Origin of the sequence: Algoriphagus sp. oki45 (assembly GCF_036245605.1) — a bacterium.
Lineage (GTDB): Bacteria > Bacteroidota > Bacteroidia > Cytophagales > Cyclobacteriaceae > Algoriphagus.
Map to the genome: position 1 here is coordinate 1134585 of NZ_BTPC01000001.1, position 17451 is coordinate 1152035.

Sequence of the window (17451 nt, forward strand, 5' to 3'; positions counted from 1 at the left end):
AAAAAATGAATCAAAAAAAATCCTGCTTTTGGGAAAGCAGGATATCAAAGTATAAAATCCAACTTTTCCAAAGTTTAGAACTTTGGAAAAGTTATTTTGAATCGGATTACTTCTTCTTCCGCTGGGCAGCCACCCACTCCATAATGGTAACCGGCTTTCCATCCACCATCACAGGCTTACCGTCCAGATCCAACCTGGCGGTATTGGCATGGGAATAGACCCAAGACCAATGCCCATTATATCGGAAATCCTCCCCTCCATATAAGCCAGTCACATCTGTGACATTGTCATAATAGGAGAAATGCACATTCTTTGCGCCCGCTTTCTTCAATCGATCAAAAAGCGGGACTACGGTCTCATCAGGTTTGGTAGTCATGTCATCCTTGGCATGGACAAACCAAATTGGTACATTCTTGATCTTTTGGACCATCTGATCGGTGACAAATTCATTGTTGAAAGCCAGAGCACTGATATAACCAGCAGCAAAGTAATCCGGATGCTCAAAGATCAATTTCAAAGAAATATAGCCTCCATTGGAGCAGCCCCCCACGTAAATTCTTGTGGGATCGATACCCGGATTCTTAGCAACAAAATCCTGAATTAAGGCAAAAACAGCTTCATTATAAATATCATTCACCTGACCTCTAGTCATTCCCTGTCCTGAGTCCATCCAGAAAGTAGGAGTCTGTGGAACCAAGACATAAGCTCCGCCAAAAAGCACCTGAATTTCAGGAGAAGCATAGTTGAAAGCCTTATTTCCCAAAAGGGCTATACTTGGGTCAGTACCTCCCTCTCCTCCACCATGTAGCCAAATGATCAAGGGAGCTTTGCCGGCCACATTTTTTGGAGCAAAAGCGCCGTAGGTTAAAGTGGTATTCTGATGGGTAAACTTTCCGCTAAGGTCAAATTCCTTTAAGTCTTCCTGCAAAATCCCATTGGATTGGTTCCAGACCAGTCCTGATTTGGCATGAAGCACCGTGACTTGATAGTCAATCCAGACATTGGAGGCCCGATTGCCCATTCTGAGGTATTGCATGGAGGACATGATGGGATTATTAGGACTGACAGCCAAAACCAAGGTTAAAAACTTGCCTTCTTCGGATCTGTTTCCTTCTGCATCCGAAGGATAGGTGGTCACTACAGAGCGCTTGCCGTTTCTTGCCGGTTCGGGGATTTCGCCTAGAGATGAAGATCTGGAAATGAAGATTTCAAAATCCGCCGCCTTTGGATCTTCTAAGGGCTGTTCCATGCTCAGCACCAGCCTACTGACTGCAGGACCCCAGTCAAAGCCCTCGACGATGAGTTTATAGGTACCGGGATTGGGGTTTGTTTGGTTTTTTGCACACACCATTAATGGCAAGGCAAAAAGCACCAAAAGAAATGATAGATTTTTTTTCATGAATTGGATGATTTTGGGTTTGAAAGGTTAGGCAAGGAAATTCTGCAATAGTTGAGAAAGACCCAATAAAAATTACTCAAAAGGCGAGGAAATTGGGAGGTATGGGAGTAAAGGGATTAGGATTTTATGAAACATTAGGGCTTGGAGGTAAGGATGCGAGGGGTTACTTCCTCGCGTCCCTGCTCCTCAACTTCCTTGCTCTCTTACTTAATATTCCCCTTCTTCAATTCTTTTACTGCATAATCTACCGCCCGGGCGGTGAGGGCCATATAGGTGATGGATGGATTTTGGGTACCGGTAGAGGTCATGGCTGCTCCATCAGTCACAAAGACATTGGGGGCCAAGTGCATTTGGTTGAATCCATTCAAAAGGGAGGTTTTGGGATCTCTTCCCATGCGCACACCGCCCATTTCATGAATATCCAATCCCGGAGACTGCTTACTATCCGATTTTCTGATATTAATGCAGCCTGCTTTGGTCAGCATTTCTTCTCCCTGCTGGAGAAAATCTGCCAAGAGCTTTTCGTCATTTTCATCGTAGGCCACATCAATTTCCAGCTGAGGAATCCCCCAAGCATCTTTTTGGTCAGCACTCAATCGGACTTGGTTGCTTTCCTTGGGGATGGTCTCCCCCTGCATCATCATAAATACCGACCAAGGTCCGGGAACGGAATTCGCTTCCTTGAATTCTGCCCCAAAAGGCAAGTCTCTAGCTCCTCCCCATCCCGACCTTCCGGCCGAATAAAAGGTCATATACCCCCTTAAAAAATCAGTATCCTGCTTTTTCACATTTCTAAAATTGGGAAGCATGACAGCGGTAGGTCTCCGGCCATAGTAGTATCCGTCCTCAAAACCTTCGAAACCAGCACTCAAAGTGCCCCGATAATTATGGAAAGCAATGTATTTCCCAAGTAAACCGGAATCATTCCCGAGTCCATTGGGAAAGCGATTGGACTGAGAATTCATCAGAATCAAGTTGGTATTCAAGCAGGCTGCGTTGAGAAAAATTACATTGGCAAAGTACTCTTTGGCCTCCTGAGTCACCCGATCGATGACACGTACTCCGGTGACCTTGTTTTTTTCTTCATCCCAAATCAAGGAATGAACGACTGAGTCTGGCCTCAGAGTCAGATTGCCTGTTTTGGCTGCTGTGGGCAAAGTGGAAGAATTGCTGCTAAAATATCCACCAAAAGGACATCCCCTATAGCACTGATTCCTCGCCATGCATTGTCCTCTGCCCTGAGCGAGATGAACTTCCTTAGGCTGCGTCAGATGGGCACATCGCCCGATGACAAACTTTCGATCTCCATAGGCATCCAAGATCCGCTTTTGAATTTCTTTTTCCACACAGTTCATCTCCCATGCAGGCAAAAACTCCCCATCAGGCAAGGTATCCAAGCCATCGTAGTTCCCGCTGATACCTACAAACCGCTCCACATAACTGTACCAAGGTGCTATGTCCTCATAGCGAATCGGCCAATCTACGGCGAATCCATCCCTGGCAGGTCCTTCAAAATCGTATTTGCTCCAACGCTGTGTCTGTCGTGCCCAAATCAGGGATTTGCCTCCGACCTGATAGCCCCGCACCCAATCGAAAGGCTTGGTCTGCACATAAGGATGCTCGGAATCCTTAACAAAAAAATGCTGGGTATCTTCCTTGTAAGCATAGCAGCGGTTGACTACAGGATTCTCCCTTTTGTCTTCCAAAGGAATCTGATTGCGATGAGGCATGTCCCAGGGGGCTGAGGTCATGGTGGGATAGTCTTTTAGGTGCTCCACCTGCCGACCTCTTTCCAAGACCAGGGTTTTCAGTCCTTTTTCGCATAGCTCCTTGGCTGCCCAACCTCCGGAGATCCCCGAGCCGACTACAATTGCATCAAATTGATTGGAATTCATTTGGGAAAAATAAAAGAAAAGAAGAATACTTTTTTAAAAAATTTAAAAAAGTTTAGAGTTAAGTCTCCTTTCCTCTTACTACCAAATACCAGTCATTTTCCAGTTCCAGATACCCATAATCGTAGCAATAATGATAAAGATTGCCTTTTTTGTTTTGATAAGTATGGGTAAAAAAGCGGAAATTAAATCCTTGTATTTGGAGCTTTTCTTTAGGCACTTTTGCCAGAACTTCTCCTGAAGGAATACAACTTTCCAAAATATTGCGGTTTTTCTTCAGCGAATGATTGATATTCCGGATTAGATTGGTGGAAATTGCATTTTGTGAATAATTGTAAGTATTGCGGCAAGAATCATCGCAAAATTTCTTATCCAATCGACCCTGAATGGGTTTCCCGCAGTGTAAACATTGTTTTTGTTCAGCAAGCATAACCAAAAAGTTTTTTGAATTTAGGGAATTAGTTTAAAAAAACAACTGACAGGGCATCATCTCTTTTTTGCAATTATTCTTACCACTGCAGACTGACCAGAATGAAATTCCCCTTCCTCCAATTCTGTCTCCAGCTCCTCATAAATAAGAAAATCCATTCCTTCAAAGTCCTTTTTCAATTCCTCCAAACTGAATAGCATGGATTCGTCTTTTGGACCTCCGGCCTTTTCATTGACCATATTGAATGATAGGTGAGCTTTGGAAAAGCCCTCCAAAATCAAAATTCCACCCGGCTGAAGAAACTGTATGAGTTTTTGATGGAAGCTTCTTCTTTTTCCCTCAGGGAAATGGGCAAAAATCAAGACCAAAAGATCGAAGGATTCTGACTGTGAGGAAAACTCCTCCAATGAAGCTACTTGATAATCCAAAATTACCTTTGCTTCCTTAGCCAGCCTTTCGGCCTTTTTCTTTGCCTCTTCGGAAAAATCAAATGCCGTGACTTGCCATCCCAGTTTGGCAGCAAAAACCGCATTTCTCCCCTCTCCCTCAGCAGCAAAGAGAGCCTTACCGGGAATCAGCTTTGGCAACTCCTGAGCAAGAAATCGATTGGGCTCTTTTCCATAGGCATAGACATCGGCCTGATATCGTGTATTCCAAAATTCTTTCATCAATAAGCAGTAAAACCTTGGCGAAATAAAGGATAAAAACTTCTGAAAGCTGTAAATTATATCACATAATCCAGCACCCTATGTCTCTCCACGTCCTCCTCGGCGCCAATGGCAACATTGGCAATGCGATTTCCCAAGAGTTATTTTCCAAGGGAATTCCTGTTCGTCAAGTCAGCCGAAACCCCAAAAAGGTGAATGAAAACGATCAACTGGCACAAGCTGATCTGCTTAATGCCCAGCAGGTAGCCCAAGCCGTAAAAGGGGCTGAAGTAGTCTACCTCTGTGCCGGCATCACCTATTCGGCCAAAATATGGGAAAGAGACTGGCCGGTTATCATGAGAAATACGTTGGATGCCTGCATCTCAGAAAAATGCCGATTCATCTTTTTTGACAACATGTATGCCTTGGATCCCAATCAAGTGGGCCACCTTACAGAAGAGACTCCGATGAATCCACAAAGCAGGAAGGGAAAAGTCCGAAAGCAAATTCTTGAAATGCTCTGGAAAGAAGTGGGGGAAAAAAGGCTCCAAGCGATGGTGGTTCGAGCAGGAGACTTTTATGGTCCAGAGGCCAAAAACAGCTTTTTGCACGAACTGGTCATCAATCGGGTGAAAGCCGGGAAAAATCCCCAATGGACCTATGCGGGAGACAAAAGGCATGCATTCACCTACATCCCAGATGCCGGAAAAGCCACTGCATTTCTTGCCCAACAGGAAAGTGCATGGAATCAAACTTGGAATCTCCCAACCGACCCCAGCTACCCAAGTGCCCAAGAAGTCACCCAAATGCTCAACGACAGATTGGGAAAAAACACCAAACTTAGCGTCATGCCCGGATTTTTGGTCTGGTTGCTGGGTTGGTTTATCCCTCCTCTTAAAGAAGTGCGTGAGCTCAAATACCAAACGGCTGAGGATTACCGTCTGGACTCCTCCAAACTGGAAAAAGCTTTTGGAATCAAACCAACCCCCTTTGCTGAGGGGCTGGAGTCCTGTCTTTAATCCACTTTTAATTTCATTCGGTAAAGGACCAAACCCTCCTCTTCTGTGGAAGAGAGACTGGGATTTTTCATACCCACAAGCTGTCCCTGTTTATTGACCACCAATTGGCCATTTACTCCTTTGGGCAGCTCGATTCCTTTAGTCAGTACTTTTAAATTCTGATCCAACACAGCCAGCAAGGGTGGGTTGAGCTGGTAGATTTTTTCGGGATCCATTCTTCCGGATTCGTTTTTTGCTTGAGGAAAAACATCCTCAGCAATCCCATTTTGATATTGAACCAAAAAATACTCTCCTATCGAAATAAAATCTCTCACCGTTCCGGGCATTTTCTTTCCATAGCTTTCGTAAAAAGAGGAGGCCTGATTCATTGGGACAGGATCATATCCTACCCAGCTTTCCAAAGGCAGATTAATGGTGCGCTGATAGACAAACTCCCCTTCTTCATCCTTGTAGTGCAAAATCTCCGGCCTAATCCAGTCCAGAAGATAAAAATCATTCCCATTTAGATAAGGGACCAGAACCAGGCTTCCATGGAATTGTCCGTCGAGAAACTGAGCCTCTTTCGGAAGAGACACCATAAACCGAATGGAGTCTCCCTCCTTTTGGAAGGCGAAAAGAGGATCTGAATAAGTTTTGCTGTAAAACTCCTCGGTAAAACCTCCTTCAAGCTCACTTTCCGCCATAAAGCGGGGATAGAGATAACCTCCATTCCAAGGCAGAAGAGATAATTTGGGAAGAAAATTAAAGGAAGTGTAGGGATAAGGAATGGTCAATTGATCGACTGGATTCCCATTTTCATAAAATAAAAATCCTTTGGAATCAGTAGCCAAAGCCACTTTCCCTTTGGCATAGCCCATTCCCAAAATCATCGAAACCGCATTAGGACCATCCCAAGGAATACTGTCCCTTCCGAGGATTTTGCCTGATTCATCCACTTCCAAATAATGGAAATACGAATCACTAGTCAGCAAATATTTTTCTTTTGCCGGATCATAATCCACCAAGTATCGGGGCTCCAATTGGTCAATCATCAGGGAGTCTTCCAATTCCAGGGAAAATGAAATAGGTTTTTCAGTAGAAGCCTTGTCACAGGAGTAAAGAAAAAAAGCAAAGGCCAATAGGCTTAGAAAATGTTTTTTCATAAAGAGGTAAAGTAAGAAAATGAATTTCTTAAAATTAGAATAAAAACCGATGAATCAAATCCTGAAGTTCGGGAATTACCCTTTCTTCAAACCAAGGATTTCTCCTCATCCAAAGGCGGTTTCTTGGAGAAGGATGCACCAATGGAAAAAATTCGGGCAAATACTCCTCAAAAGCTCTGACCGTCTCTGTTAAATTGTTTTTCCTCCGATCTTTTAAATAGTAGGCTTGAGCATAGCTACCAATCAAAAGTGTAAGTCGAATTTCTGGCATTTGCTGTTTTAGACCTTGATGCCAATTTGGGGCACATTCCGGCCTTGGTGGAAGATCTCCTCCTTTTCCCCTACCCGGATAACAAAATCCCATAGGCATAATCCCGAAAATTTCCGGATTGTAGAACGTGTCCCTGTCCACATTGAGCCAGCGACGAAGTTCTTCCCCACTTGGATCATTCCAAGGAATTCCGGTCGCATGGACCTTGGTTCCAGGAGCCTGACCGATAATCAAAATTTTACTACTTGGGTGAATGCTAAAAACAGGACGGGGTCCTAAAGGTAGCTTTCCCTCGCAAATGCGACAGGATTTGACTTGATCTAAAATAGATGATTTGAAAACTGAAGTCATGCTGAATCTTAAGCTTGGAAATTAATCTAGGTCCCATTCATTTCCTTGTGGTTTCCAAATTTTTCATGGCTTGAGGAAGGTAATTCAAGTCTTTCAGCTTACAATTCACCTGTTTTTTCCATGTCCGGAAGAAAATAAATAGACTTTTCCGTAAGAATTATTTAAATTTTCATAGTTGCTACTGTACTGATTGAGAGTCATTTGACAAACAAAAAGTTGGGCATCAAGTTATTTAGCCAAAGAATTTTCCAATCAGCCAACCTTAGATAGATCAATATGAATTACCGAACTCTACTCTCCGTTTTGATCCTTACTTTTTGTGCTTCCTGCTTTTCTTCCAAAGACTACGTGACGGATTATGATTATAACTATACCGGCTCTTTCAAAAAGTATAAAACCTTTGCTTTCGTTCAGGCAGAGGACATCGATACCACAGTGATTGCCCCAGTGCTTAATGCTACTATCGGAGCGAGATTGGGTTCCCAAGGCTTCCGGGAGGAAGATTCCAAGGCGGATATGCTGGTGAGCTATAAGATTTTCACTGATTCGGTAAGATACAGAGGCTATGTGCAGCCTGAGTTTGACTATTGGCTCAACCGGACCGGGATGACCTACCGAAACGATGAAGGGGAAATCGAAAGAGAACAGGAAAAAGACGAGACCTATAACATGGTCAAATATGCCGAAAACAACGGAATGCTCGTCATCTATGTGATCGACAGCAAAAAAGGCAATACCATTTGGCAGGGCTATACCGCGGCAAATTTCGACTTTGAATCTCCCACTTTTGCGTCGGATATCACCAGGGCAGCTTATCGTGTGATGAATGAATTTAAGATTTTGAAAAGAGGGGATTGACCCCTCTTTTTTTATATCTCAAAGTTTAGCGTGCCCAAGGCATACCGCATCAATACATCCTGAAAAAACATCGTGTACATAGCTTGAGCCTGATCGGCCTGTGCCCTGACCAGTTGCTGATTGGCCGTAGCCAAATCCACAAAAGTGGATAATCCCAGCCTAAATCGCTCCTGAACGGCCTTGTACGCCTCCTCGGCGGCCTGTACTTGTACTTGTGTATTTCTTTCTTTCCGGACCGCTGCCTGATAGTTTTGATGGGAAAGCTTCACATCCTGATAGATTTTGCGATCGGTGGCTTTTTCTCTCAAGACCTGATTTTGGTAGGCTACTTTACTTCTGGCGACATCCAGTCTGCTTTGGAAATTTGAGAAAATTGGGATGATGAGGTTGAAGCCCAGAGTGTTTTGGGGATAGATTTTCAGGAATTGTTCCTGAAGAGATCGGCCATCCAGAGAAGTAAAGAATGTGTTGTAATTGTAAAAAGCATTGATCCTTGGGTAATACATAGCTTTGGTGGCCTTTAGATCTTTTTGAAAGGAATCTTTAAGCAAGCTCTGCTGTGCCTTGTCAGCGCGATTTTGAACAGCCAAATCATACAATTCCTTTACTCCATATTCCTGAAATTCCCTCAAGGCCTGAGCGGGATCCACTGCTTCCAAAGACGGCACCACTCCTGGTTCCAATTGCAAATATTCTGTAAATGCCCAAAGGTCATTTTCCAGAGCAATCTCTGCATCCACCTCGACAGATTCTACCCTAGCAACTTCGGATTGCTGATTATACAAGTCAGAAACCGTGCGAAGACCTGCATCCACAAAGCCCTCAATCTGCCTGAGAATTTCCTTTTGGTTGGCGGTATTCTGTCGGGCAATTCTCAACAACTCCAAGTCCAACAAGACCTGCAGATACCGTCCCGCCACATCAAAGGTAATCTGCTGCTTGGCCCGCTCCAGCCCTTTTTCACCGGCTTCATAGGCAAGTTTGGCTGATTGGGTATCCAAAATTCTCCTGCCAGAATTGAATACGGGAAGGTTTGCATTGAGATTGCCGCTGATAATATCGTTGGTCACATTGGTCACGACAATTTCTCCTTCTACTTGCTGAAACTGCTGACCCGATTGACGAAGGAAATTGGTATTGACACCCACTGAGGGCAAATGCGAAAGCGCAGCCACTTGCTTCTCTTTTTGGAGCACCTCCATCTGATTGACCTGAATCTGATAGTCCAAGTTTTTTTCCAAAGCCAAAATCACTGCATCCCGAAAATTAAGCTGCAGTGTATCTTGTGCATTAACCTGAGAAAAGCTGCCCAAGGCAAACAGGATTGGGAGTATATTTTTAGCTAATTTTTTCATCACTCTCTATTCTTCCATCTACTAAATGAATCAATCGGGTACCAAAATCAGCATTTTCCCGGGCATGGGTAGCCTGAATGATCGTGGTCCCTTCCTTGTGCAAATCCTGAAATACCTCCATGATTTCTTTGGCCTGAGCCGAGTGAAGATTCCCGGTGGGTTCGTCTGCCAAAAGAACTCTAGGCCGGCCTGCTATAGCTCGGGCTATGCCGACCAACTGCTGCTGACCTCCGGAAAGCTGGGCTGGAAAAAGATCCTTTTTTGCTACCATATTGAAGCGGTCCAAGAGTTCCGCAATGATGCTTTTCCGCTCAGATGAAGATACTTTTCTGTAGAGTAGCGGAGTCTCAATGTTTTCGTATACAGTGAGTTCATCGATTAGGTGATAGGCTTGAAAGATGTAGCCAAACTCGCTCTTGTGAAGACTGGAGCGCTCCTTTTCCTTCATTTGACGGATGTTTTTTTCTCCGAAAAGAAAATCTCCGCTGTAGTCCTCGTCCAAAAGTCCAAGGATATTTAGTAATGTGGATTTTCCTGCTCCGGATGGTCCCATCAGGGTGACAAATTCTCCTTCCTGAATGGTCAGATTGATTCCTTTCAGGAGAAAAATCCGCTGGAATCGGGATTCTATGAATTTGTCTATGTTTTTTAGTTCGATCATGAATTATGAAATAAGTCTATTCGGATTTTAAAGTATTTGAGGGGTTTAAGCGATATACTTCCCAGGTTCTATAGAAAATAGTAAGCAGAGCTAGAGCAAAGACTAGAGCGATGGAAAATACATAAGGCATCCAACCGACAGTCGTTTGATTAGCGAAGTCCTGAAGCCAGTTTTTGGAAAACCAAAGACCAAATGTGATGGCCAAAAGAGAAGAAATCCCCAAAAGCTTCATGAAATCCACGGCCAAAACACTGAGCACATCTACCGGAGTGGCACCCAATACTTTCCGGATACTGATCTCCCGGGTACGACGCAGCGCCACATAGGACACCAAGCCAAATAAGCCGATGCAAGCAATAAAGACTGCAATTCCCGCAAAAAGGGTAAATACCATGCTTGCTCGCTCCTCTGAAGCATACAAATTGGCGTAGGCTTGATCCACAAACTGAGGATTGAAGGGGCGATCAGGTACTTGGTCTTTCCAGATTTTCTCCAAAGCTGCCAAATGGTTAGCAGGATCTCCGGCAGGAAGCTTGATCAAAAGGACATTGGCCTCCATTGGGTCATGAAAAATGACTAACGGACCTACTTTCTGATGCAGTGAATTGAAATAAAAGTCCCCGACAACACCTTTGATCACCGAATTGCTCATGTAGCCCAAGTTGATTCGCTTACCCACAGCCTCTTCTGCTGTCCAACCCATTTCCCTCACAGCCGACTCATTGAGCAAAACGGAAAATTCTTCACTTCCATCTTCCAGTTGATTCCTCTGAATATCAAACTCAGTGAAATTCTCTCCAGCAAGGAGTTGAAGATCTAACGTATTTACCAAATCTGGATCCACCGCATAACCGGTGATCATCAACTCTCGCTGATTGTCTCCTCCTGGGAAGATTTTGTACCCTGCCTTGATATGAATCGGCATATCAGCCGCTTGGGCAATAGAAACTGCCGCTCCAGTTCGTTTCATTTCTTCCTTGATGGTCGGCATCTTGGCTCTCGCCTGATAGGGATAGCTTAGGGAAATAAGCTGTTCCTTCTCATAGCCCAAAGTCACCTCACGCATGAAATCCAATTGGCTTTTGACTACGAAGGTGGAAATCAATAGCCCCATGGACACGAAAAACTGGAATACAACCAGAGATTTTCTGACCCAGGCACCTCCGCCCAACTTTATTTTGTTTCCTAAAGCCCGAATTGGTTCCATTTTGGCCAAAATCAAAGAAGGGTAAGCCCCCGAAAAAAACCCTACTGCCAATAAAACCCCGCCAAGAAAAATCAGTCCAAAAGGAGAAACAAGCAAGTCAAGCTGTAGAGGAACTTGCACCCAATCCGATAAAACGGGAACAAGAATGTAAAGAACGAGTAGACTGATCAGAAGTCCTCCAAAAGTCAAAATCATGGACTCAGATACAAACTGTCCAAAAAGTTGGGATTGAGTGGCTCCCATGACTTTTCTGAGTCCAACTTCCTTATTCCGCTCAGTAGCCTCTGCCGTCGCAAGATTGACGTAATTGATCACACCGATAATCATCAAAAGAAGAGCAACTATTGCGAAGATGTACAGGTATTTAAGATTGACTCCCGGTTTAATGGAGGATAAATTGGGGTCTCCAGTATGGATAGCAGTGACAGGTTGGGTATAAAAATCCGTCTGAAAACCATACTCTTCCTGATCACTTCCCAAGTATCGATCCACCATTTGAGCAAGATTTTTCTCAAAATCGGAAACCTTGACTCCGGGTTTCAATTTCACATAATTGTAGTAATTGCTTGGAGACCATTGGGGTTCTTTTCCATGACGATGGGTCTTGAATGAAGCCAAAAAATCAAATTCCAAATGAGAATTGCTTGGGAAGTCTTCCATGACTCCTTTAATCTCATATTCTTGTCCATCTACTTTCAGAGATTTCCCTTGGGCACTTTGTACGTTCCCAAAGAGTCGCTCGGCAGTGCTTTGAGTCAAGACCATTTCATTGGGATTTTGCAAAAGATTTGACTTTTGTCCCGACAAAAGCGAAAAATCAAATACCTCAAAGAAAAACTCGTCTACAAAGGCAAATTTGGATTCCTCCTGATTTCCTGCCCCTGCATCGACCATAACAGTGGAAAAAATCCCCAAATCAAACACCAAGGTGGCCTTTTCAACCTCCGAAAATTCCTCTCTTAATACTACAGGAAGCATGGATGGTGACGTTCCTACCAATTGCTTCTCGCCTCCTGAAATAAACTCTTGATTTAATTTAAGGATACGGTCTGCATCTTTATACATCCGATCGTAGCTCCACTCATGGTAGATATAGAGGGAAATGGCAAAAAAGCTCACCAAGGCAATAGTCAGCCCAAGCAAATTGATCCCGGTATACAGCTTCCTTTTTTGAAGGTTCCGAAAAGATATTTTAAAGTAGTTTTTCCACATAGAGTCGGAAGAATTTAAAATGGAAACATGGAAAGATTCAGCCCTATCAATGATTAATCCTTAGTCTAGTTGGTTTTCCGGCAATAGGTCTATACTTATTTTCTGGAAAATGCAACTGAACATATTCACCTTTTCCACTACTATGCCATAAAAAAAGCCCCTGAATTCCCTTCAGAGGCTGTTTTTTGTAAATTAGAACTCAATTATCTCGAACATTTTTGTCCGCCAGCGAACAAATCAGTAGGCAGTTTGCAGTAGGCAGTGTATTGAGGAAAGTTCACAGAATTTTCGCCGTCTCCATTTACAGATGTTTTATTAACTATCTGCTGTGCTCTTGCTTCTTGCGTCTTGAATCTAGATACTAGGTACTAATTACTTCCTTAAAACTTCCTATACTTTCCACCCAAAAACTTATTGGCTTCTTTTTCGGCAAATTTGGCCTTTTTACTGTCCCAATGTAGGGTTTGGTTAGGGAATCGACCGGCAATCACGCCCAGCAAAATAGTCTCGGTTAATCGTGCAGAGTATTCGAAAGGAGCCGAACATTCGCCTTTGCCAAGGCAAGCATCTACAAACTGATGGTAGTGCTTCTTGCTTTCCCCTGCATAGTCCTTGACAGGTGCACCCAAATTGAATGGAGTCACGTCAAATTCCTTGTATTGCCCATCCACGATCAGACGGGGAAGTTGCTGGAAATGAGGAAGGAGCAATCGGCCCTTTTCGCCCATAAACATTGCGCCTTGATCCGGCAGCTCATCTCCGTTTGGAAGTTTCAAATCCTCATGATCTGCAGGTGCTCCCGGGCCATCATACCATACCCACTTCAGGGTCTCTGCTGTATAAGGAGTGGCTGGAAATTCATAAGTCACGATGTTATTTTCCGGAAATCCATATCCGGTGGGCTGACGACATTCATTGGTGATGGTCATCGGCACATCGAGCTGAAGGGCATTGTATGGCGTGTCAAAAATATGTACGCCCATATCACCCAATGTCCCACAGCCAAAATCCAACACTTTTCTCCAATTGCCGGGATGGTATTCATTTTCCTTAAAAGGTCGCTCAGGAGCTGTTCCTAGCCAAAGATTCCAGTCCAGATTTGCCGGAATAGGATCGCTGCCTGTTGGGGTAGGCTGATCAGTACCCCAGTTTTTGGGTGACCAAGCCCTCACAGTGTGGACCTTTCCGATGATTCCCGATTGGATCAGTAGCGTAGCCAACTTGTAGTCGTAGAAGGAATGAACCTGAATCCCCATCTGAGTGACCAGATTTTTCTTTTCGGCCAATTTCTTCATCGCCCGGGCCTCTGTGACATGGTGGGTCAAAGGCTTTTGGCAATAGACCGGCTTGTCCATTTTCATAGCCATCAAGGAGGCAGGTGCATGGGTATGGTCAGGAGTAGAGACAATCACTGCATCGATCTCATCTTCCATTTCCTTGAGCAAAATGCGGTAGTCCGCATAGGTTTTGGCATTAGGATAAAGAGAAGTTGCATTTACGAGGGCATTTTTATCCACATCGCACAGGGCTACTACCTCCACCAGCTCGTGAGAAGCGATAGCTTTCAGGTCTTCCATTCCCATGGCTCCCAGTCCGATATGTGCGGTTCTCAGTTTACCTGCCTCTTGAGCTTTGGCCAATAGGCTGGGAGCCAATGCCAAACCCATTGCACCAAGGGCGGATCTTTTGAGGAAGTCACGCCGATCGATTACTTGGAATTTCTTAGTCATTTGTTAAGGTTTATGCTAAAGGTTAATTCAATTCTTTGATTCTGATATTTCGAAAGTGAACCACATCACCATGGCCCAAAAAGCCGATATGTCCTGAAGATCTTTGCAATCCGGGATGATCCCTACCATCCAAAGTTCCGTTTTTGCTGGCTTCCAGATAATCCCCTTCCAGGATGGTTTCTCCGTTGAGGATGATTTTAATCTTAGGATGCTCCACGATGACCTCCTGCTGATTCCATTCTCCCACTGGCTTTAAAAAGCCCTTTTTCCCAGGAATTACTCCATAGACCGATCCATGAAACTGATACTCTTTCAAGTTTTCGTATTTCTTGGCTGTATTGTCCAAAATCTGGAGCTCTTTACCTACATAGGCCGCATCCCCTTCCAAAGGAGCATGAATCCCAAGACCATTATTCGCTCCCGGAGTAAGTTGAAATTCGAAACGGAGAATAAAATTCCCATATTCTTTTTCAGTGAATAAATTACCTCCTCCTCCGCCTTTCGGATCGATGATAATCATACCGTTTTCGGCTCGGTAGGAAGTTTTATTTCCCACCCATCCGTCCAGATTTTGACCATTGAAAAGAGACACAAACTCAGGCTCTGAAATCTGCTGGGCTATACCTTCAGCATAACCAAAGTGTAAAATCAGAATTAGACCAAGGAGGATTTTTTTCATAGGAAAAGCAGGGATATCCCAAAGAAGTGGAAAGTCCTGTAAGATAATCGACTGCTTCCGTTTTTTGCAACCCGACTAAATAAAAAAAAGAGAAAGTAGGGAAAACTTATTTAAAATTTTCAAAAAAGATCAAAACAGACCTGCCTCAACAGATCGGAGAGGCAGGTATTTAGCTTTATTCATCTTTGAGAACTTGGGCTGGGTTGGTTTGGGCAGCGAGATAGGAATGGATGCCGACAATCATCAGGCATAGGGATAGCAAAGCCAATCCTCCCAAGCCAAATTGAAGGTAAGGCATATCAATTCTGTAGGTGTAGCTTTGTAAAAACGTCTTTGCGAGCCAATACGTAGGAAATGCCGCCAATCCAATGGAAATTAAGATAAGAACGAGATAATCACGGCTGATCAATGCCAAAATTTGAGTAACGCTGGCTCCTAGAATTTTACGAAGGGAGATTTCTTTCATTCGCTGAGAAATCGTAAAGGACGAAAGCCCAAAAAGTCCCATCCCGGAAATCAGCATGGCAATAACACTGGCAAAACCCAAAATATTTCTGATCCTCAGATCCTCTTCATAAAAGCGCTCGATCTCCTCATCCAGAAATTTAAAATCAATTTCTTCGTAAGGATAAACCTCCGAAAAAGCTTCTTTAAGACTCGTCAATCCATTCGACAGGTTAATTCCTTTTCCTAGTTTTATGGAAATTACATTGTAATAATCAGGAGCCTGAAAAAAGATCATCGGCATGATTTCCTCCTTCAAAGACCTGGAGTTGAAGTCTTTCATCACTCCAACAATAATGCTGGACTCCTGACGGAAAGCGATTGAACTGCCCAAAGCCTCTTGGGGGCTTTTATAGCCGGCATCTCTCAAGAATTGCTCATTGACCAAGACTTCATTTGGATTTTGTCTCAAATTCCTACCTGCAAGCAAAGTCACTCCATTCACCTGAACAAATGAAGAATCCACATTTTTGACTTGGGTGAAAAACTCCACCTCAGCCGAATCTATCGGCACCCTGACATCATATGTCCAAATTCCTGCGGAAGAAATTGCATCTCCACCCAAACTCGCCCCCTCCACAAAACTCATTTGGCTGCTTCTTTCCCGAAACAAGGAAGCCTTCTCTATCCCTGCCATAAAAGGAAGATGGGCGTAGACTACTGCATCTTTTTCAAAACCTACCGGCTGACTGCTTACATATTTCATCTGGGAAGAAATCACCATAACCATGACCAAGAAAACCATCGAAGCAGTAAACTGTAAAACGGTCAGGTTTTTTCGTAAGAATACCCCAAAGGAAAACTTTCCGGAACCTTGCTTTTCGCCTTTCAATGCCCGCTGAGGCTGATAGTTAGCTAAAATCAAGGCCGGGTAGATTCCAGAAACCAAGGTCAATACCAAGCTGAAAACGATGAGAAAAGCCAGATTCACCGCAGAAAAATAAGTGATCGTGAAGCCCTCAGGAAGGTAGGACTGGAAAGCTTTGAGAATCAAGTCGGAAAAAATCAATCCAACCAAGGAGGCAAACAGTACCATCAGGTGGGTCTCGGATAGAAATTGAAAAACAAGTTGGTTTTTTCCACCGCCCAAGGTTTTTCTGATTCCCACCTCTTTTGCCCTTCCTATAGCCTGCGCTGTTTCTAAATTGATAAAATTGAGACAAGCCAAAATAAGAATGATTCCCCCAATGATCAAAAGACCTTGAATGAGCGTCTTGGAAGCGCCTTCATTGTCAAAAGGATAGGAGAAATGCAGTTCGGACAATGATTCAAACCCAAAAGTGGTTTTCCCATCTTCTTCATCTGCATAGTATTTTTGAGTGATTTTGTCCAAACCACTTTGGATTTCCTCCAGCCTGTAGTTTGATTGAGTCTTAAAAAAGAGCTGATTACTGGAATTTATATTGGTCCAGGAATGCACTCCATACCAATCTTCTTTCTCATTTTCCTTGATTGTAGAATAGGAGATAAAATCCTGAAAAATAAAGTCTGAATTCTCCTTATAATCTTCTACCACACCCACTATCGTGGTAAAAATGGAGTCAGTATCCACATACAAAATCTCCTTTCCCAAAATTCCATCCAAAGACTCTCCAGGAAAATAGGTCTCTGCACTCTTTTGGGAAATAATCACCTGATTGGGGGCAGTTAAAGCAGTATTCGGATTACCTGCCAACCATTTTCTCTGGAAAAGTCTAAAAAAACCTGGATCAGCAAAGGTGATATAGTCTTTTCTGCCAAAGTTCTTTTGAAGAGCTGGTAAGCTTGCATGAGTATTAGGAATAGTGTACAACTTTCCGGCTACTTCCACTCCTGAAAGCTCTTGCGAAAGCACATCTCCCAAGGGTCCCGGAGCGGCCGGATAGCTGTATTTCATTTCTCCATGATCGTTCTCCGTGACAATTCGATAGATCCGATCACCATCCGGGTGGAAATTATCAAAACTGTAAGCATACCAAACGATATTGAAGATCAAAAAACAAATGGCGATCCCCAATGAAAGCCCAAGGATATGAATTCCCGTTCTCACCTTGTTCCGGAGTAGATTTCTCCAGGCGATTTTAAAGTAGTTTTTCAGCATTTCTTTGGAATTGA

General features: G+C 43.7%; 14 protein-coding genes. 2 read left to right on the forward strand and 12 right to left on the reverse strand.

Features of this window, described 5'->3' with window-relative positions:
- Positions 1 to 106 precede the first annotated feature (106 nt).
- From AAA942_RS04925 to AAA942_RS04940, 4 genes are all read right to left on the reverse strand, one after another.
- Entirely contained in the window at positions 107 to 1399 is a 1293-nt protein-coding gene (locus AAA942_RS04925) for a prolyl oligopeptidase family serine peptidase (protein ID WP_338219124.1), read from the reverse strand.
- Positions 1400 to 1602: 203 nt separating this feature from the next.
- Positions 1603 to 3294 carry a GMC family oxidoreductase gene (locus tag AAA942_RS04930; RefSeq protein WP_338219125.1) on the reverse strand — a complete coding sequence of 564 codons (1692 nt, stop codon included), beginning with the start codon at positions 3292 to 3294 and terminating at the stop codon, positions 1603 to 1605.
- A 58-nt stretch (positions 3295 to 3352) separates the two neighbouring features.
- The gene (locus tag AAA942_RS04935; protein ID WP_338219126.1) at positions 3353 to 3721 is read right to left on the reverse strand and encodes a DUF2116 family Zn-ribbon domain-containing protein; all 369 of its coding nucleotides are present in this window, start codon (positions 3719 to 3721) and stop codon (positions 3353 to 3355) included.
- 56 nt (positions 3722 to 3777) lie between these two features.
- Positions 3778 to 4389 carry a class I SAM-dependent methyltransferase gene (locus AAA942_RS04940; protein WP_338219127.1) on the reverse strand — a complete coding sequence of 204 codons (612 nt, stop codon included), beginning with the start codon at positions 4387 to 4389 and terminating at the stop codon, positions 3778 to 3780.
- An 80-nt stretch (positions 4390 to 4469) separates the two neighbouring features.
- Between AAA942_RS04940 and AAA942_RS04945 the strand changes: the two genes are divergently transcribed.
- Positions 4470 to 5387: an NAD-dependent epimerase/dehydratase family protein gene (locus tag AAA942_RS04945; RefSeq protein WP_338219128.1), complete on the forward strand. Its 918-nt coding sequence runs from the start codon at positions 4470 to 4472 to the stop codon at positions 5385 to 5387.
- Here the strand turns inward: AAA942_RS04945 and AAA942_RS04950 are convergent.
- A complete protein-coding gene (locus AAA942_RS04950) occupies positions 5384 to 6529 on the reverse strand; it encodes a hypothetical protein (RefSeq protein WP_338219129.1) in 1146 nt (381 codons plus the stop codon). The two genes, AAA942_RS04945 and AAA942_RS04950, sit on opposite strands and share 4 nt — an antisense overlap.
- A 34-nt stretch (positions 6530 to 6563) precedes the next feature.
- Positions 6564 to 7151, reverse strand: coding sequence for a uracil-DNA glycosylase family protein (locus AAA942_RS04955; RefSeq protein ID WP_338219130.1), 588 nt, complete (start codon positions 7149 to 7151; stop codon positions 6564 to 6566).
- A gap of 276 nt (positions 7152 to 7427) precedes the next feature.
- On the opposite strand from AAA942_RS04955, the gene AAA942_RS04960 reads away from it, so the two are divergent.
- A complete protein-coding gene (locus tag AAA942_RS04960; protein WP_338219131.1) occupies positions 7428 to 8009 on the forward strand; it encodes a DUF4136 domain-containing protein in 582 nt (193 codons plus the stop codon).
- An 11-nt stretch (positions 8010 to 8020) separates the two neighbouring features.
- On the opposite strand, the gene AAA942_RS04965 is transcribed toward AAA942_RS04960, so the two are convergent.
- The 6 genes from AAA942_RS04965 to AAA942_RS04990 all read right to left on the reverse strand — a co-directional run bounded on the left by AAA942_RS04965 (position 8021) and on the right by AAA942_RS04990 (position 17437).
- Entirely contained in the window at positions 8021 to 9364 is a 1344-nt protein-coding gene (locus tag AAA942_RS04965; protein ID WP_338219132.1) for a TolC family protein, read from the reverse strand.
- Positions 9348 to 10025 (reverse strand): ABC transporter ATP-binding protein, encoded by a 678-nt coding sequence (locus AAA942_RS04970; RefSeq protein ID WP_338219133.1) that lies wholly within the window; start codon positions 10023 to 10025, stop codon positions 9348 to 9350. The genes AAA942_RS04965 and AAA942_RS04970 overlap by 17 nt, the downstream gene beginning before the upstream one ends.
- A gap of 16 nt (positions 10026 to 10041) precedes the next feature.
- Positions 10042 to 12444: an ABC transporter permease gene (locus tag AAA942_RS04975; protein ID WP_338219134.1), complete on the reverse strand. Its 2403-nt coding sequence runs from the start codon at positions 12442 to 12444 to the stop codon at positions 10042 to 10044.
- 380 nt (positions 12445 to 12824) lie between these two features.
- On the reverse strand, positions 12825 to 14174 hold the full coding sequence (locus AAA942_RS04980) for a Gfo/Idh/MocA family protein (protein ID WP_338219135.1): 1350 nt from the start codon (positions 14172 to 14174) through the stop codon (positions 12825 to 12827).
- 22 nt (positions 14175 to 14196) lie between these two features.
- A complete protein-coding gene (locus tag AAA942_RS04985) occupies positions 14197 to 14853 on the reverse strand; it encodes a 3-keto-disaccharide hydrolase (protein WP_338219136.1) in 657 nt (218 codons plus the stop codon).
- 175 nt (positions 14854 to 15028) lie between these two features.
- On the reverse strand, positions 15029 to 17437 hold the full coding sequence (locus AAA942_RS04990) for an ABC transporter permease (protein ID WP_338219137.1): 2409 nt from the start codon (positions 17435 to 17437) through the stop codon (positions 15029 to 15031).
- Positions 17438 to 17451 lie beyond the last annotated feature (14 nt).

Excerpts from the sequence above, each read along its gene's own strand:
- AAA942_RS04925 (WP_338219124.1), bottom strand. The coding sequence starts at position 1,399 with ATGAAAAAAAATCTATCATTTCTTTTGGTGCTTTTTGCCTTGCCATTA.
- AAA942_RS04930 (WP_338219125.1), bottom strand. The coding sequence starts at position 3,294 with ATGAATTCCAATCAATTTGATGCAATTGTAGTCGGCTCGGGGATCTCC.
- AAA942_RS04935 (WP_338219126.1), bottom strand. The coding sequence starts at position 3,721 with ATGCTTGCTGAACAAAAACAATGTTTACACTGCGGGAAACCCATTCAG.
- AAA942_RS04940 (WP_338219127.1), bottom strand. The coding sequence starts at position 4,389 with ATGAAAGAATTTTGGAATACACGATATCAGGCCGATGTCTATGCCTAT.
- AAA942_RS04945 (WP_338219128.1), top strand. The coding sequence starts at position 4,470 with ATGTCTCTCCACGTCCTCCTCGGCGCCAATGGCAACATTGGCAATGCG.
- AAA942_RS04950 (WP_338219129.1), bottom strand. The coding sequence starts at position 6,529 with ATGAAAAAACATTTTCTAAGCCTATTGGCCTTTGCTTTTTTTCTTTAC.
- AAA942_RS04955 (WP_338219130.1), bottom strand. The coding sequence starts at position 7,151 with ATGACTTCAGTTTTCAAATCATCTATTTTAGATCAAGTCAAATCCTGT.
- AAA942_RS04960 (WP_338219131.1), top strand. The coding sequence starts at position 7,428 with ATGAATTACCGAACTCTACTCTCCGTTTTGATCCTTACTTTTTGTGCT.
- AAA942_RS04965 (WP_338219132.1), bottom strand. The coding sequence starts at position 9,364 with ATGAAAAAATTAGCTAAAAATATACTCCCAATCCTGTTTGCCTTGGGC.
- AAA942_RS04970 (WP_338219133.1), bottom strand. The coding sequence starts at position 10,025 with ATGATCGAACTAAAAAACATAGACAAATTCATAGAATCCCGATTCCAG.
- AAA942_RS04975 (WP_338219134.1), bottom strand. The coding sequence starts at position 12,444 with ATGTGGAAAAACTACTTTAAAATATCTTTTCGGAACCTTCAAAAAAGG.
- AAA942_RS04980 (WP_338219135.1), bottom strand. The coding sequence starts at position 14,174 with ATGACTAAGAAATTCCAAGTAATCGATCGGCGTGACTTCCTCAAAAGA.
- AAA942_RS04985 (WP_338219136.1), bottom strand. The coding sequence starts at position 14,853 with ATGAAAAAAATCCTCCTTGGTCTAATTCTGATTTTACACTTTGGTTAT.
- AAA942_RS04990 (WP_338219137.1), bottom strand. The coding sequence starts at position 17,437 with ATGCTGAAAAACTACTTTAAAATCGCCTGGAGAAATCTACTCCGGAAC.